Source organism: Paenibacillus sp. VMFN-D1, from assembly GCF_003386155.1.
Classification (GTDB): Bacteria; Bacillota; Bacilli; order Paenibacillales; family Paenibacillaceae; genus Paenibacillus_AQ; species Paenibacillus_AQ favisporus.
The window spans coordinates 332,526-349,597 of record NZ_QRDU01000003.1; the positions used below are offsets into that span (position 1 = coordinate 332,526).

Sequence of the window (17,072 nt, forward strand, 5' to 3'; positions counted from 1 at the left end):
GACCCCCCGTGTATCTTTGCCTCAAATGTGGTACTGCCTTCTAATCCTACAGTGCCACAAATGACCGCTTCACGCAAATCGGCCCCCGCGCGGCTCCCGTCAGAATCCTTCCAATACGACCTTGCCCACCGTACGGCCGGTCTCCAGCAGAGCATGGGCCTTACGAAGATTGGCGGCATTGATCGGTGTCAGCGTCTCGCTTGTGGTGGTCCGGATGACGCCCTCATCCACGAGGCGTGCGACTTCGTCCAGCAGCTTGTGCTGCTCGATCATATCCGGCGTTTGGTACGTGGAACGGGTAAACATGAGCTCCCATACGAACGTGACGCTTTTATTCTTGAGCAGGGTCAGGTTGAGCAGTTCATCCGTCTCTACGATCGAGCAGATCTTGCCTTGCGGCGCGATCGCTTCCGCCATGTTCGCCCAGTGCTTCTCCGTGCTGTTCAAGCAGAGGATGTAATCGACCTGCTCGATGCCGACGGCCTTAAGCTGCGGCAGGAACGCTTCAAAATGGTTGATGACGTAGTCCGCCCCCAGCCCTTTCACCCAATCGGCCGATTCCGGCCGGGAAGCCGTGCCGATGACCGTCAGGCCGGAATATTTGGAGAGCTGTGTCGCAATCGATCCGACCCCGCCGGCTGCTCCGATAATCAGGATGGTTTTGCCGTTGTTGTCCGCCTGGTTATTGGAGACTCCAAGCCGGTCGTACAAGCTCTCCCAGGCTGTAATAGTCGTTAACGGCAGCGCCGCCGCCTGTGCAAAATCCAGCGTGGATGGCTTCTTGCCTACAATGCGTTCGTCCACCAGATGAAATTCGCTGTTACCGCCAGGACGCGTTATGCTGCCGGCATAGTACACTTCATCGCCCGGCTTAAACAACGTCACATCCGGACCTACCTGCTCAACGACACCCGCGACGTCCCATCCCAGCACTTTCGGTACGCTCTCCACGCGGTCTTTAGGCGAACGGACTTTATAATCGACAGGATTCACCGAGATGGCATGGACTTTCACCAGCAAATCCTTGCCTGTCGGCACCGGCTTTTCCAGCTCGACGTCAATCAGGCTTTCTTGATGATCAATCGGTAAATACTTATACAGGCCTACGGCTTTCATCGTCTCTTTTACTTTCGTCATGGTTGTTCTCTCCCTTATACATGTGATTTATGGTGTTAAGCTGAATGGCATTGTGTCCGTCAATATGTAAACGATGAGCTCGTAGAGGAGCTCATTGGATCGCACCGAGCAAGTCGTTAATCGTCTCCGCCATCGACGGATGCGTAAAAATGGTATCGCGGAGGACAGTGTACGGCTGCTCGGACTGCATGAACACGGACACGATGTTCACAACCTCGCTGGACTCCGCACCGAACATGGTGAACCCGAGCAGACGGTCCGTTTCGGCGTCGACGACCGCCTTCAGCAGACCTTCCGTCTGTTTCAGCTGGCGTGCCCTCGTCGATGCGGTAACAGGTAATTTTGCCGTTTTCACGGTGTGCCCCCGCTTCCGCGCCTCCTGTTCCGTATACCCAACTTGGGCCAGCGGGGGATCGATAAACACGGAGTAAGGAACGAATCGCCGGTCGCCGGTCGTACGCGTACGGTCGCCGAACAATTGATTTTTTAGGATCCGGTAGTCGTCCAGCGAAATATACGTAAACTGCGGGCCGCCGTTCACGTCGCCGATCGCCCAAATATGCGGCACATTGGTCTGAAGCGTCTCGTCGACCCGGACGAAACCTCGCTCCGTCACTTCAACGCCTGCGGCTTCAAGATTCAGTCCTTCCGTATTCGCTTGTCTGCCGGTGGCGACCAGTACGGCATCCGCTTGAAGCGTGTCCTCACCGTCAGACGTGGACAGCAGCAGCTGAACGGATTCCCCTTGTTCCGTAATCCGGGACACCTTGGTCTGCAGCCGGAAGCGGATGCCCTTGGCCTCCAGCACCTTTTTGACCTCTTCGGCAATCTCCCGGTCCTCTCTCGGCATCAATACGCCGCCATTCTCAAGAACGGTCACCTCTGAGCCGAAGCCTGCATAGATGGAGGCGAATTCCAGGCCGATATAGCCGCCGCCGATGATGGCCAACTGGGAAGGCAGCTTCGCCAAATCCAGCATTTCCGTGCTCGTGTAGACATGAGCTCCGTCAATCCCGGGAATGTCGGGAAGGACAGGCTTTGCCCCCGTGTTGATGAAAATTCGCTCGGCCTCGGCGAGGATGGTCCCGGCTTCCGTTTCCACCCGAACTTCGTGCGGGGATTGGAACGAAGCCGTCCCGGTCAATACCGTGATCCCCGAATGGCTGTTCAGGTTATTGAAGTTCTTGCCGCGCAGCAGGGTAACCAGCTCATCTTTCTCCTGAAGGGCGCGTGCATACTTCGCCTGCCGGGACTCCGGACCGTTCCCTTTCTCCTGCGAAACGATATGCGACTGATAGGCCAGCGCCTTTGTGGGAATGCAGCCGATATTGATGCACGTTCCGCCATACATCAGAGGTGACTTTTCCACGACGGCGACTTTCAATCCCTGCTCGGCCAGAAAGGGGGCCAACGTTTTTCCGCCTTTGCCAAAGCCGATAATTAACGCATCGAACGTTTCCTTGATCATCGGATGATCCATCCCTTCTCGAATGAAGCTCTTACTCAAATTTTTCTCGTTATGATCTGCTTTGCTGAGCGCTCACCTGTTGTGCTCGTTTCCATGTAAGTCATAATACAATACTTAGTTAGTTTTTACAACCCAATAATTTAAAAAAACTTTCTTTTGGCTTTTTGGAACCAATCCGTTCCCTTAACGAAGGGGGAAAAGGTAAGTTTGACGCCGGTTGATCAACGGTTCCCCGCTCTTCACTGCAGCAAAAAGACAGCCGATTCTCATGGCGGCTGCCTTCCTTGAGCTGTTTTATCTGCTGCTTCATATCGTTACATTTGCCGGGTTTCGTTCCCGCCATTACATTTTCGTGATCATCCACGTTACCCCGAACCGGTCAATGGCCTCACCATAATAAGCGCCCCATGGCTGAAGGGCAAAAGGATATTTGCTTTCTCCGCCCTCACTCAGCTTGGCATAGGCCGCTCTGGCTTCCGCCTCATCGTTGTACGTTAAAGAAAGACTGACGCTGCGGTTATACGAAACCGGTTCAAACGCATCGGACAGCATCAGCGGATTCGCTCCCGCCACCGTTACTGCCAAGTGCATCACTTTATCCTTCATCTCCTCAGGCGCTCCGGGCGCGTCTCCGTATGTACTGACAAACTGGATTTCCCCGCCGAGGGCCTCGATATAGTAATTCGCCTGGCTTCTTGCATCCACCGACATCAGATAAGCGTTCATTTGTGCTCCCATATTGTTCAACAACCTTTCACCTGTTTTTTGTCTTTACATCCATACGACGAATGCATGTCGGCGAAATCGACACGGAAGCAAAAAAATTTCTATAAAGTTTTTTAATACAAAAAAAGAGCTGCTTTCACGGTCATCTTCGCCCCGTTCGAGCAGCCCTTCAATTATAGTTATCCATCTGTTTTATTGTTAAGGTTGAATGGATACACCCGTCGCATACCATTTTCCGGATTTGAGTTGGAGTGTCAGCCGGACCGGCTCCCTGAACCCGAATTGCTCACCGGAGTACTGCTGGGTCACATAAGCCAGAGATACTCCGAAGAAATGCAGCGGAAATACGAAGCCGATGTCGTGAATGGCGGGATCATACGCATAGTCGTTGGTCGTCATGCCTCGCTGGACCGGATGGATGTCATGATAGACAGCCTCCTCCATGTATTCGGTATAGCCCGGATCCCCGCTCATAGCTGCCACCAATATCCGTTTCGTATCATGGGAGATCCAAGCCCCAAACCCGATGTACGCAGCCACAAAAACGATGATCAGCGATAACGCTAACCTTTTTCCCTTCATGCCGGTCCCCCTTTGGTTATTCCAGGTTCCGCAGAAAACAGCCTAATTACCTCATCCCCATGAAATAAAACCCAAAAAAACATAAAATTTACTGAGAAAGGCATAACCTTTTTGTCGTGTGTACGTCTATCACTATTATAAGAATAAAAAGGTGATGAATTAGAAATATGAAACTTAAGAAACACCTAGCAAGTGGACTTGTAGCTACGGCGGTTTTTTGTTTAGGTAGTATAACCGCCTTTGCAGGTTATGAAAGCAACTTTATAGCCCCAAAATCAACGTATGAATCCATGGTTAAAACGTCGGGTAATTATAATTATTTGGCTGCAGCAACACCTAACTATAATTGTTTAGCGTATGCGCTTGGTGACACAAGCCAGTGGGTCTGGCCATGGGGAGGAAGTAACCCAACGCTACAGCAAGCTAATAACTATATGACATCCAAAATGTATAATCCTTACCCATATAGTCCTGGTACTGCTAATGTAAAAATTATTGCATATGGTACATCAACCAGCAATATTACTCATTTTTCCAAGGCGGAAGGAACCAACTATTCAAATGCTAAGTGGGGAAAACTGGAAAGACTTCAATCGAGTGGATGGGATCCTTACACATCTTTAGTATATGGATCTGCCTTGCAAGTATATAAATAATAAATACACTAATAACTGAGGGGATAAATATGAACAAAAAAATGATTGTCGGTATTTTTGCTCTGGGCTTTGCTGTTACGAGTATGTTGTATGCCGTACGTGCAGATGCATCTGTTGAAAAAAAAATTGATGAGAACCTGAGTGGTTTATCAAAACAGCTCGAAACTGAAGTTGCAAATAAAACAGAGCTCGCCATGAGCAGCAATCCTTATGATTATATTAAAAATAGTGAAGAGTATCAAAATATCGTAAATCTAGGACCTGAGGCTATTCCAGTCTTAGAAAAGAAAATCGATGAAAGCCAAGGCAGCGGCCTGTTTGATTACATTTTTGCAGCTGCTATTGAGGAAATCTCAAAGGTTGACTTAAAAGAAGATCAAAGTACCGCTTGGGATACCGGTGAGAAGTTTTCTGAGAAGTGGAAGGTAAAGCTGAGCACCCTTCCTGAAGAGGTTGAAAAGATCTCAAATTCGGACCAATCCAGCGATGAAAAAATTACTTCTTTGAAGAAATTAGGCGTACCTGCAGTACCATTTATTATTGATCAGGTTGAAGCTGGGAAAACGGAACTTTTTCCTGTTGTTCAGTCTCTGGTTTCTACCACTAGCCAAGCCAAGTCCTTTACTGCTACGGATGTAGTGCAGTGGGCAAAAGATAACAAAGACGAGTTCAAGGAACTGAAAGAGTATGTATTATCAAAAAAATGAATCTTGGAAAAGTTCGGCGGATTAAGCTGGACTGCATAATTGGAGAATAAAAAAGCCCCTTGAAAAAGGGGCTTTGCCATTTTTTCCTTTCTCAAACTCTACCAGTGTGCTATAAGTAATCTTGAAAGTTTTACATATTCGGCCTAAAAATGAACAAAAAAATAAAGCTTGTTTCAAGGCGGTTGATGGGAGCCTAGGAAACCCCCACCACTGTCTCGACCGAATCGCACTCGGCAGAAACAGGCCTCTGAAAACTAAGCTTTGTACAGTCATTGTAACAAGAAAATTATTCAAGTAATTTTCCTAAGCTGGCCCTGATCTTCTCGTCGAGAAGGTCAGGGCTTTTTTGATTTCCTACATATTTATTTCGGGTTCTTTGCCGGTGGATCCTCGGGGATCCAGAACCGGCGTTGCAATCATAAATCGCATGAATCCATTCCGAACTGCTAGTGAACGAGCCGTGTAATCTGCTTCTTTTTCCATGAGAAGCGGTAGTAGCTGTAGACCAGAATGAAGCTGGCGATGAACGCGGCCGGATATCCGATCCAAATGCCTTCGATGCCAAGGCTTGTGTGGTACGAGAGCACATAAGCCACAGGGACCTCTACGCACCAGATCGACACGATGTTGAACACCGTCGGCCACAGCACCGTGCCGCTGGACCGCATCGTCGCCCCGTAAATCTGCGTATGGCCGAAGATAAGGTAGCTCCACAGCGTAATCATGAGCAGCCGGTGGGCGATGTCCAGTGTATCGCCGCTCGTAATGAACCAGGACAAAATATGTTCCGAGAACAGGTACACCGGGATAATAATGATGGCCCCAATGATATAGTTGAGCATAATGCCCACGCGGATGACCTGTTTCAGCCGGTCCAACTGACCGGCCCCGATCGACTGGGCTCCCAGCACCGATACGGTCATGCCAAGGCTGATCGCCGGCATCTGTACGTAGCTCGCCACCTGGTTCCCCGCGCCGTAGGCGGCGGTTGCGTCCGAGCCGAACCGGTTGACGAATATGATCACCGCAATCTCGGACAGCGACACCAGAATCATGCTGATGCTGGACGGAATGCCCAGACGAAGCAGCAGCTTCAGCATTTCCCGGTCCATCCCCAGGTGCCTGCGCACCGAAGTGTCGAACTGCAGCGGGTGCTTCTTCCAGCGAAGATACCAGAGCATCACGATAAAGGTCACGATCGTGGAGACGAGATTCGCGTAAGCCGCACCGTACAAGCCGAGCTTGGGCAGCCCGATCCAGCCGAAGATCAGCACGGGCAGCAGAATCAGGTTCAGCGCCGTACTGACGATCAGAAAATAAAACGGCGTTTTCGAATCGCCTGTTCCGCGCATAAATGTCGTATAGACCGCATACAGGAACAAAAACGGCAGGCTCCAGAACATGATGCGGGCATAATGTACGGAAATGTCGATGATGTTGGACGGGGTTCCGATCAGAAGCAAAATGTCCTCGGTAAAGATGCCCCCCAGCACCGCCAGGACGATGCCGAGGATGACCGTGAAGGTCAGCGTCGTGCCGACGACCGCCTTAAGCTTCTCCTCGTTGCGGGCACCGTAAGCCTGGCCGATCAGAATGGCACTGCCGGAGCCGATCCCGATTACAAAGGATATGACCAGAAAAAATAACGGGAAAAACGCGGATATCGCCGCCAGTGCCTCAACCCCGATCCAGCGCCCCACGACGATGCTGCCGACCAGCTGGCCTACGGACTGCAGTGCGTTGCTCAGAATAAGGGGGATAAGGAAGGCGATCATGGCCCGCAGTACCGTATCCTTCTTGTCGGGAGCACCCGGCCCCGGCCTCTCGGATGGTACGGCACCGGAGGCACCTTTTAAACCTTGCTCGGTAGAACTCATGTAAAACCATCTCCTTTAATGATCATCCATTTGAAAGGTTTCCGCATGCTCATCAATAGCCCATATCCTTGAGCAGGCGGGACAAAATGCGGAACCGCTCACCCAGCAGCTCGCCGTCTTCGTTCAGCGCTTGGGCAAACAGTTTGATATCCTCGTCGATCATCGGATTGTCCGTGCATACTGCCACTTCCATGGCATCGCCCTGTACCCCTACACGGTCGATGGTCGCCTCTTCCGGGTCATACAGCTTGGGATAGCGGTACGCCTCGCTGAAGTAAGCGCTGCTGCGCAGGATCAGAATCGCCAGATCCAGCACCCGGTGCATCGGAAGCTCTTCGGATTGGCGCGACCATTTCTCGCCGGTATAACGCCATACCTTGGCGGAAATGTCCACCTTCCCGCGCTCGTTCCACTGGGCAAGGCCCAGGGACAATCCCTTGGCATCCGTGCTGTACGCCTTTCTGCCGTCGATGTTTTCGTAATTCTCGGAAACGATGACCGGTTTATGTTTTAACGTTGTTGGGATCCTCATGGTTAGATCATCTCCACATTTTCTAATTTATCTTTCCAGATGTCGCGCAGGAGCTCCAGGTCCTCCGTATAGTCGGTTTTGGACTCATCCTTGTCGTAGGCGAGCGTGTCCACAACCTTCACTTCAAACTGGCTCTCCCCGTATTCGTTCCATTCCCGCTGCAGCTCCTTGCATTTGTGCAGGCCGGATTTCAACATAAACTGATGCCGGTTCAGCATACTTTTCATATCCTGCGTGAAACCCAGATAGATGCGTCCGGAAGGGACACACTTGAGCATATATACGCCCATTTGGGGTTTCATTTCTTTGTATTGGGCGATCAGCTCTGCCCTGCGGCTTTTATCCATCCGATTCATCTCACTTTCCCGATTAATATTTAGTAATTTACTAAATCAGTAATTTACTAAATAACTAGATCATTTATATTACAGATATTGTATCCTGTCAAGGAATTTGGAAAACCTTTGGGATGGAAAAGTGGCATCCGCCCTTTTGTGATGGGGAAAACGCATTGCATTCAAATGCAGAAAAAAAGCACCCGGCCGTTAGCCAGGTGCCTCAGGGAATCGGCGCAGCCTCGCGCCTTCCTATTTATTTTCCAGCTTCGCCTGCTCCACCCGCTGCTGCGCCGCCGTATAGGTGTCGATCAGCTTTTGGACGCCGAGGCCGTTGATTTCCTCCACATATTTATCCCACTCGCTTAATTTCCGCGTGCCCAGGACGAACTTGGAGAAATTCTCTTCGCGGTATTTCTTCACAGCCTGCCCGGTCACCGACAGCACCTCGTTCTCCGCGTCGGTAAAGGCCGGTTTCGGCTGCATCGCCGGCGGATCGTACTTGGCCGCTTCCTCGTAGGCCTTCTTCAAATCGTCCGAGAACAGCGACAGATGCGCGTTAAAGTCGATCCACGTGTACGTGCCGCTCGTCTGCAGGCCGGTCTGCTTCCGCATTTCCGTCACGTCGGTATACTCTGGCTTAAATTTCTTCTCCCCGTTTTCCACCGTATAAGTCTCGCCTTCCTTGCCCCAGCTGCTTAAGTTTCGCCCATCCTCACTGTAGAAAAAGTCCATATATTTCATAATTTCGTCTTTATGCTTGGAGCTCGAGGCAACGGTCAGACCGCCCTCTAGATAGTGGAAATACGGGTTCAGCTGTTTCATGCCCGGCAGTCCTGCCGGCGGCGCCATGAACTGCAGGCTGTACTCCGGATTATCCTTGCGCATCGCGTTGTTGAAGAAGTCGACGCGGCTGATGTAATCGATTGTCACAAAGGATTGGCCCGTGGACATGACGTCCTGCCACTGCTTCGTCTGGATCGACAGGAAATCCGGCGGAATCAACCCTTCCTCGTAGAAGGTATGCCACATCTCCACCATTTTCTTGTAGTTGTCCTCAGTCGGTCCGAACTTCCACTTGTTGTCGTCAAAATCGTAATACACGTCCGTGCCCGTATCGAAGTTGGTCGTCAGGTTGGCGTACATCTCATCCGGAATTTGCCCGAAGCGCATCGACAGCGGATAGCTGTCCGGGTACAGCTGCTTCAGCTTTTTCAGTACCTGGTGCAACTCCTCATAAGTCTTAGGCGGCTGCAGTCCGTTTTTCTTGAACACATCCTCGCGGTACAGCCAGATCATCCGGTTCGTCTCCCCAAAGCCCTGGTTCGGGAACATATACATTTTACCGTCCGCGGACAGCGCGGCCTTGGCTTCCTCCGGATACTGCTCCATCCACTTTTTCAGGTTCGGCATTTGGTCGACATGGTCCAAAATATTTTCCAGCGCGCCCTGGTCCCCGTATTTGTTGGAGTCCCTGCGGCTCGACATATACATGAGGTCCGGGAGATTGGCCGAGGCCATGACGAGGTTCAGCGTGTCGCTCAGCTTGCCCGAAGGCGTCTGTACGTTCAGCGTGACCCCGGTTTTCTCCTGAATCCACTTCCAGATCGGCCAATCCTTGCTGTACGGGAAGGTCGCATTGTTGTCAAGGAGAGCCGTTAAGGTGACCGTCTCCTTCTGTCCCCCGGTTCCGGCATTTGGTGTCGTACTCGTCTCTTCCTTCTTCCCGCTGGTGCATCCGGCTGCGGCAATGACGATCAGCAGTGCGGCCAGCAGCGCTGAAGCGATCTTTCTTTTCTTCATTCGTTTCGCCCCTTTGATCAAAATTGGAACATCACAGTTATCCCTTCACCGCGCCGATCATCGACCCTTTCACAAAATATTTCTGGACGAACGGATATATGATCAGGATCGGAATGGTGGATACCATGATCGTTGCAAACTTCAGCGAATCCTCGACCACCATGTTGTCCCCGCCGATCTGCGTCACCTGCCCGGAGCTGACGCTTCCGGCGAGCACCAGATTGCGGAGAATGACCTGAAGCGGGAACAGGTCGGGATTGCGTAAATACAGCAGCGGATTCATGAAGTTGTTCCAGATGCCTACCGCATAGAACAATGAGATCGTAGCGAACACCGGCTTGGATAACGGCACGATGATGCGGAAGAAGATGCCGATGTCGTTCAGCCCGTCGATTCGTCCTGATTCCTCCAGCTCCTTCGGAATGCCGCTGAAGAACGTCCGCATCAGAATGAGATTCCACGTGCTGACCGCTCCCGGCAGCACCATGCCCCAGATCGTATCAACCAGCCCGAGCGAGCGGACCACCAGAAACGTCGGGATCATGCCCCCGCTGAAAAACATCGTAAACACGATCAATAGCGTAAAGCCCTTGTGAAACGTCATGTCGCTCCGAGACAGCGCATAAGCGCCCATGGACGTAATGATCATCGCAATCGCCGTGCCGAGCACGGTGTAGATGATCGTGTTCCGGTAGGCCGACCAAATTTTCGGGTCTCCCAGCACCAGATCGTACATCCGCAGATTAAAGCCTTTCGGCCACAGTGTGACTTCTCCCTTCATGACGTACACGTCCCCGCTGAGCGAAACCGCAAGCATGTAAACGAACGGATACAGCGTCACGGCGGCGACACCGAGCAGAATCAGCGTGTTGACGATGGTAAACAGGCTGATCCTGCGGCGGCCGCGAACCTCCCCTGCACTTACCATAGGCTGGTTCCCCCCAGTCTGCGGCTGATAAAGTTGGCCGAAAAAATAAAGATGAAGCTGATGACCCCCATGAACAGATCGATGGAAGAGGCGTAGCTGAAGTTCCCCTGCTCCATCCCGGCCCGGTACACATAAGTGCTGATAATGTCCGCCGTATCGTAAATGGCCGGGTTATACATCAGAAATACTTTCTCGAAGCCGATCTCGAGCACCTTCCCGATATCGAGGATCAGGATGATCATGATGGTCGGGGCAATGCCGGGCAGCGTTACATGCCACAGCTTCCGCCACCGGCTCGCGCCGTCGATGCTGGCCGCTTCATACAGCTGCGGATCGACCGCGGTCAGCGCCGCCAGGAAGATGATCGTCTCCCATCCGATGTGCTGCCAGATTTCTGACAGGACATAGACCGGCCGGAACCATCCCGGCTCCATCATGAAGTTGACCGGCTTGCCGCCAAGCGCAGTAATCAGTTCATTGATGATTCCCCCATTCGGGGACAGGAACATGATCACCATGCTGGCCACGATGACGTTGGAAATGAAATGCGGCAGGTAGCTGACGGTCTGCACCCATTTTTTGAACACGGCATTCCGGACTTCGTTCAGCAGCAGGGCCAGAATGATGGGCGCCGGGAAGCCGAAGACCAGCTTGTAAACGCCGAGCAGCACCGTGTTTTTCATCAGCACCCAGAAATCCGGGTTCTCGAAAAACATCCGGTAATACTTGAAGCCCACCCACTCGCTCGCCCAAATGCCCTTGAACACGTTGTAGTTTTTGAATGTAATGACGAGGCCGAACATCGGTGCATACTTAAAAATCGCGTAATACAGCAGGCACGGGAGAAACAGCAGCCATAAGTATTTGCTTCGTCTCCAGGCCCGCTTCAGCCTGCTCTGCATGGTCATGCCGCTGCGGCGCTTTACGTTCAGGCCCGGCAGGCCTGCTTCAACGATTCCCGACACTTCCGATTGTGCTTGTTTCACCCACATGCGCACCTCCCTCTTTGGTCATGGGCCGTGAAACCCTGTACCCGAATCATACTTGAACGCTTCTCCATAAATAAATCTGCACGTTTGTGAGGATATCCCCTTTTTCCGGGGTCAGCCGGAAGATTGTAGAGATACCCGAAAAGGTGAATATTGTTTGAATGCGAAAATAAATCTTATGATATACATAGATTGAACTAAAGAAAGGAATGTTCTAGGCCTCTATTGGGCCGTTATAACAGGAGTTTCAATGCAAACCTTTAGTTCAATCTATATAGGTAACAGAGCGCACATTGCCGGAGGTGTTCAAGAGATGTCACTCATGCTGACGAAAAAACTGGGGTATACGACGCTTTTCACGAAATTGCTGCTTGGATTTCTGGCCGTCATCTTGCTTCTTGCCGCCTTCAACCTGGTTTCCTTCTTCTATTTAAAACGCCAGATCCACCAGGAGATCGTCAAGTACAACGAGCTGAGCATTAATCACGCGGTGGAGGGCTATGAGGACCATTTTCGCCTGACCCGGGAAATGGTGCTCGGTCTGAACCAGAACAGCCTCTGGGCGACCCACATCAATTTGCTCCGGCATGCCCGAGTCAACAAGGCTTACGGTTACGTCAACGACGTCATTGCCGAGATGAAGCAACTGTACACGAATCCCTTCCTTTATATTGACAACCTCATCATTGACTTCCGCAGCGACACCTACGTCATCGAGAAGGACGGGACAAGCAGCGCAAAAGCGATGTTTGGCACGTATTACATTAGCCCTTCCTACCCGCCGGAGTTTTGGGACCGCCAATTTGACGAATCGTACGCCTACCGCGTATTTCCGGCTGCCGCCTTTACCGAGAACACGGCGGGCCATACGGTGTCCAAAGGCGTGCTGATGCCCATGATCATTAAAATGATGCCTTACCGCGACATGTACTTCATCGTCATGATCGATGCCCAAAAGCTGACGCAGGACCTTCACGTATCGATCAGCGACCAGTTTTATATTCTGAATGCTGACGGGCAGCCGCTCTACCAGACGTCGGCCGACATGAAATCGGGCCTGGTCACCTCGTTTGACCCGGACCGTTCCTTTATGCAAACGAAGGATTACTACTATTTCTACAAAAAGGGAGCCGGTACGGGCTTCACCTACGTCAGCCGGGTTCCGGTCCAGAGCATTTCCGGCCAGCTCCTCAATCTGAACCTGATCCTGCTGTCGCTACTCGCGATCGTCGGCGTCCTGATCGTGCTGACCTTCCTGTTCAGCCGGCGCATGCACCAGCCGATTCGGCTCATCGTCGACGAACTGAAGGGCTACGAAGCCGATGCCGGCAGCGGCACGGATAACGAACCCGTTCGCGAAATCGAGCTGATCACGCGAAAAATGCACCACATGCGCATCTCCCACCAAAGCATTTCCCGCGATCTGGCACGCAAAAATTCCATGCTCCGGCATTACGCCTACACTAACAAGCTGAAGAACATCCATATGAACCTGAAGGAGATCCAGGAGCTGACCGATACGAGCCTGCCTTATGTGGTGGTGGTCTACCAGGTGCTGTTCAAGGATGCCTTCGAGCATTATCAGCAGAAAACGGGTAAAGGCTCTTATTACCTCCGCGTGTACGTCGACAATGTATGGCGTCAGGCTTTTCCCGATGCCGTCACGATTCAGACCGAGCCCCATCAGATCCTGACGCTGCTGTTCCTGCCTGATCCGGAAGCGGATCTCACCCCGTACATGCAGCGGCTGCTGCAGGTGTTCTCCGTGGACCGTGACAGCTATCTCGTCACGATGGCCCATGGAGCCGTTCAGCCGGCGGGGGCGGACTTTACGGCTGCGTATGAGCAGGTTCAGGAGCGGCTGAAGCTGCGCCGCCTGGTGGATGAAACGCAGTGGATTCGGCCGGACGCCCCTGACGGCGGAGTGCGAGGCGAGCGCTACCTCAAAGCAATGTGGGAGCAGGAGTTCCAGACCCGCCTCATGAGCGGCAGCGAGGAAGGCATGCAGGAGTGGGTCCGGCGCAGCCTGGACCAGCTCGAGAAGAAGCAGGCGGTGGCCAGCGACTACCGGCAGTTCGCCAAAGATGTAGCGGGCGAGCTGGATAAAGCGCTGCGCCAGCTTCCCCCGGCCGCATCAGCCGATGCCGGCGGCCGCCCGCCGCTCGAGGAGACCCGGCGCTTCTACTGCCGGGCGCAGTACGAGCGCTGGTTCGCGGACCTGCTGCACCCCGTGCTGCAGGGAATCCGGCGCAAGACGGAGGAGCATGATCCGATCACGTCGTTCGTGACGGAGTATATGTGCACGCATCTGGACGAGGACATCAACCTCGACATGATGGCCGACAAATTGAACATTACGTCCGGCTATCTGTCGACGTATTTTAAGGAGAAGACCGGCGTCAATTTCAGCGACTATCTGAACGACCTCCGCATCCGTACCGCCAAGGAGCTGCTGCAGAACCTGGATCTGCGTATCCAGGACGTGGCGGCCCGGGTCGGCTACCGCAACGTGAACTCGTTCATCCGCATGTTCAAGCGGCATGCGGGGATTACGCCCGGGGAATATCGGCGCAAATATGCGTCGTAGAGGGGAGTGATGGCGGGCAGGCTGGGCGTGAGCAGCGTGGTGCAGGCAGGCGCTAACGCAGGCGTCTTAGTAGGATAAGTAATTTACGGCATAAATTTTAGTCGGAAGACCTCAAGGCGCCTTCGTTGGCATTGATGCTTGTTGGCGGATCGTGGTACTTCGGCGCTCGGGTGGACGCTCCGTTGGCATTGATGATGCATCATGATACTTCGACGCTCGCATGGACGCTCCGTGTACGGATCGTTCTTCCGATCGCTGTTGTCTTTGGATTTCTTGACCGGAAACATACCAAGGGTGAAATCCAAAGACAAAGGCGACCGCTTCGCTTCTCCAGATCGATTCCGCCCACTCCGCTGGGTCGAGGTTGGAGTTACGTTGCATAAAGATTAATGGTATGAACGGCCGCCGAACCTTAGCAGGGCCTGCCGCCATCACATGTGGGTAAAGTAAAAACCCCCACCCGGTCTGCGTATCCGGGTGGGGGTTAATGTTTTGGTTCAGCCCGCGCTAAGCTTGGAGCTGGATAAGACAAAGGCGACCGCTTCGCTTCTCCAGATCGATTCCGCCCACTCCGCTGGGTCGAGGTTGGAGTTACGTTGCATAATGATTAATGGCATGAACGGCCGCCGAACCTTAGCAGGGCCTGCCGCCATCACATGTGGGTAAAGTAAAAACCCCCAACCGGACTGCGTATCCGGGTGGGGGCTATGTTTTGGTCAGCCCGCGCTAAGCTTGGGGCTGGATAAGACAAAGGCGACCGCTTCGCTTCTCCAGATCGATTCCGCCCACTCCGCTGGGTCGAGGTTGGAGTTACGGTGCATAATGATTAATGGCATGAACAGCCGCCGAACCTTAGCAGGGCCTGCCGCCATCACATGTGGGTAAAGTAAAAACCCCCACCCGGTCTGCGTATCCGGGTGGGGGTTCTGTTTTGGTCAGCCCGCGCTAAGCTTGGGGCTGGACAAGACAAAGGCGACCGCTTCGCTTCTCCAGATCGATTCCGCCCACTCCGCTGGGTCGAGGTTGGAGTTACGGTGCATAAAGATTAATGGCATGAACGGCCGCCGAACCTCAGCAGGGCCTGCCGCCATCACATGTGGGTAAAGTAAAAACCCCCACCCGGACTGCGTATCCGGGTGGGGTTATGTTTTGGTCAGCCCGCGCTAAGCTTGGGGCTGAGTATTGGCCTGCGATGCGTGCGTGGTACGTGGACTAGGGGGAGTGTGCGAGGTGAGTACATCATCAGGTGAAGATGGCCATGGTGTGTGGTGCCAATGTCGGTAGAGATGGCCGCAGTGTGTGTGGTGTGGGCATCATCGTGCGGAGCAGTGCATCGCGTATCGCGCGGGTGTCATCAGGTAGAGAGAGCAGCTCGCATCCTGCAGGTGTCATCGGGTTGTGAGAGCAGCGCGCATCCTGCGTTATCGTGTAGAGGCTACGGCGCGTGGTGCTGGTGTGATCGAGTGGCGATGGAGAGCTTGCACCGTGCAGGCGTCATCCCATGGTGCCGGTGTCTTGCTCATCGCGGGCGTCGTACTTCAGCTGCCCGCGCTTGTAGGTGCGAAGGATGCGGATGCCCGCCGCATCCTTCGTGAAGAGCGCCACGTCTGCTGGCGCGCCGGGCACCAGGCCCTGGGCCGCGGGCAGGCCCAGCAGGCCAGCGGGCCGCACCGAGGCCATCGCCCATGCCTCGCCAAGACTGGCGATGCCCCGCTCCGCGAGGTGCGCGATGCCGGCGGTCATGGGCAGCGCCGAGCCCGCAAGCAGCGCGGGCTGCCCGGCCAGGTGCAGCCGCCCTGCCGGCGTCAGCGTGACGCGGCCGCCGATGTGCGTGTCGTACGTGCCGGGCGGCATCCCGCCGAAGCTGACGGCATCGCTGACCAGGATCAGCCGCTCGCCCTTCACCTTGGCGGCAACGCGGAGAAAAGCGTCCGGCAGGTGAAAGCCGTCCGCAATCACGCTCGCCCACAAGGGCTCCTCCGCCAGCTGATCCCATATGTAATTCGGGTGGCGGGGCAGCACCGGGTGGGCGCCGTTGCCCAGATGCGTGGACATGCGCGCCCCGGCTTGAACGGCCGCCTGGATCTGGGCCGAGTTGGCCGCTGTGTGGCCGATCGAGACCAGCACGCCGCTGCCCGTACACCGCTCGATAAAATCCACGGCCTCCGGCCACTCCGGCGATACCGTGACGATTCGGATCCGCCCTCCGGCAGCCTCCTGCCAGGACTGGAACAGTTCCCAGTCCGGCGCCCTGACGTACTGGGCGTCATGGGCGCCTCTCGGCCCGTCCTCCGGGGAGATAAACGGCCCCTCCAGGTGAATTCCCGCCATATTATGATTGGGGTCCGTCTCGCACACTTTGGCAATCGTGCCGAGTCCGCTGCGCAGCGCTTCATCGCTGTTCGTAATCAGCGTAGGCAAATACGAGGTAACGCCCTCCGCCCACAGCCTCTCGTTTAACTGCCGGACGGTGTCCGCCTGCAGCGGATGGGTGTTGAGATCCAGTCCCGCGTACCCGTTAATCTGCAGATCCACCAGTCCCGGTCCGATGAGGGGCAGCTCCTGCCCGCCCGCCTGTGCCCCGGCAGCCTGCCGAATCTCCGCCTCCTCCGGTGTCCCGAGCACTTCGTACCCGGCAATCAGCCCGCCTGCCAGGGTGAGCCGGATATGCTCCCCGGTCAGGGCATGAATGCCCTCCAGCCGGGTCAGGGCGTCATGGCTGCCTGCTGCCGTAGGTTCCATGCC

Annotated in this window: 14 protein-coding genes; 3 read left to right on the forward strand and 11 right to left on the reverse strand. The window is 54.0% G+C overall.

Going from position 1 to position 17,072, the window contains the following annotated elements; translation table 11 throughout:
- Positions 1 to 99: 99 nt before the first annotated feature.
- The 4 genes from C7820_RS22580 to C7820_RS22595 form a co-directional block, all read right to left on the reverse strand.
- Entirely contained in the window at positions 100 to 1,137 is a 1,038-nt protein-coding gene (locus tag C7820_RS22580) for a zinc-binding alcohol dehydrogenase family protein (RefSeq protein WP_116232942.1), read from the reverse strand.
- A 91-nt stretch (positions 1,138 to 1,228) separates the two neighbouring features.
- Complete coding sequence (locus tag C7820_RS22585) at positions 1,229 to 2,605, reverse strand: FAD-dependent oxidoreductase (protein WP_116233142.1); 1,377 nt, start codon at positions 2,603 to 2,605, stop codon at positions 1,229 to 1,231.
- Between the two features lie 342 nt (positions 2,606 to 2,947).
- Positions 2,948 to 3,343: a VOC family protein gene (locus C7820_RS22590; protein WP_116233143.1), complete on the reverse strand. Its 396-nt coding sequence runs from the start codon at positions 3,341 to 3,343 to the stop codon at positions 2,948 to 2,950.
- A gap of 186 nt (positions 3,344 to 3,529) precedes the next feature.
- On the reverse strand, positions 3,530 to 3,913 hold the full coding sequence (locus C7820_RS22595; protein WP_116232943.1) for a hypothetical protein: 384 nt from the start codon (positions 3,911 to 3,913) through the stop codon (positions 3,530 to 3,532).
- A 167-nt stretch (positions 3,914 to 4,080) separates the two neighbouring features.
- Here C7820_RS22595 and C7820_RS33335 point away from each other — a divergent pair, with 167 nt between their 5' ends.
- On the forward strand, positions 4,081 to 4,569 hold the full coding sequence (locus C7820_RS33335) for a DUF7689 domain-containing protein (protein ID WP_147306298.1): 489 nt from the start codon (positions 4,081 to 4,083) through the stop codon (positions 4,567 to 4,569).
- Positions 4,570 to 4,598: 29 nt separating this feature from the next.
- Positions 4,599 to 5,276 (forward strand): hypothetical protein, encoded by a 678-nt coding sequence (locus C7820_RS22600; RefSeq protein ID WP_116232944.1) that lies wholly within the window; start codon positions 4,599 to 4,601, stop codon positions 5,274 to 5,276.
- Positions 5,277 to 5,722: 446 nt separating this feature from the next.
- Here the strand turns inward: C7820_RS22600 and C7820_RS22605 are convergent, their stop codons facing one another.
- The 6 genes from C7820_RS22605 to C7820_RS22630 all read right to left on the reverse strand — a co-directional run bounded on the left by C7820_RS22605 (position 5,723) and on the right by C7820_RS22630 (position 11,659).
- On the reverse strand, positions 5,723 to 7,051 hold the full coding sequence (locus C7820_RS22605; protein ID WP_258875373.1) for an MATE family efflux transporter: 1,329 nt from the start codon (positions 7,049 to 7,051) through the stop codon (positions 5,723 to 5,725).
- Between the two features lie 154 nt (positions 7,052 to 7,205).
- Positions 7,206 to 7,685, reverse strand: a complete 480-nt coding sequence (locus tag C7820_RS22610; protein ID WP_076172624.1) for a DUF6530 family protein — start codon at positions 7,683 to 7,685, stop codon at positions 7,206 to 7,208.
- Between the two features lie 2 nt (positions 7,686 to 7,687).
- Entirely contained in the window at positions 7,688 to 8,032 is a 345-nt protein-coding gene (locus C7820_RS22615) for a GIY-YIG nuclease family protein (RefSeq protein ID WP_076172621.1), read from the reverse strand.
- A gap of 240 nt (positions 8,033 to 8,272) precedes the next feature.
- Positions 8,273 to 9,823 (reverse strand): extracellular solute-binding protein, encoded by a 1,551-nt coding sequence (locus tag C7820_RS22620; protein ID WP_076172618.1) that lies wholly within the window; start codon positions 9,821 to 9,823, stop codon positions 8,273 to 8,275.
- A 37-nt stretch (positions 9,824 to 9,860) separates the two neighbouring features.
- Positions 9,861 to 10,751 carry a carbohydrate ABC transporter permease gene (locus C7820_RS22625; RefSeq protein WP_076172615.1) on the reverse strand — a complete coding sequence of 297 codons (891 nt, stop codon included), beginning with the start codon at positions 10,749 to 10,751 and terminating at the stop codon, positions 9,861 to 9,863.
- Positions 10,745 to 11,659 (reverse strand): ABC transporter permease, encoded by a 915-nt coding sequence (locus C7820_RS22630; RefSeq protein ID WP_116233144.1) that lies wholly within the window; start codon positions 11,657 to 11,659, stop codon positions 10,745 to 10,747. Before C7820_RS22630 ends, C7820_RS22625 begins: the two co-directional genes overlap by 7 nt.
- Positions 11,660 to 12,062: 403 nt before the next feature.
- Between C7820_RS22630 and C7820_RS22635 the strand changes: the two genes are divergently transcribed.
- A complete protein-coding gene (locus C7820_RS22635) occupies positions 12,063 to 14,327 on the forward strand; it encodes a helix-turn-helix transcriptional regulator (RefSeq protein WP_181909162.1) in 2,265 nt (754 codons plus the stop codon).
- Positions 14,328 to 15,821: 1,494 nt separating this feature from the next.
- Here C7820_RS22635 and nagA read toward each other — a convergent pair.
- On the reverse strand, positions 15,822 to 17,069 hold the full coding sequence (nagA, locus tag C7820_RS22640) for an N-acetylglucosamine-6-phosphate deacetylase (RefSeq protein WP_116232948.1): 1,248 nt from the start codon (positions 17,067 to 17,069) through the stop codon (positions 15,822 to 15,824).
- Between the last annotated feature and the right edge of the window lie 3 nt (positions 17,070 to 17,072).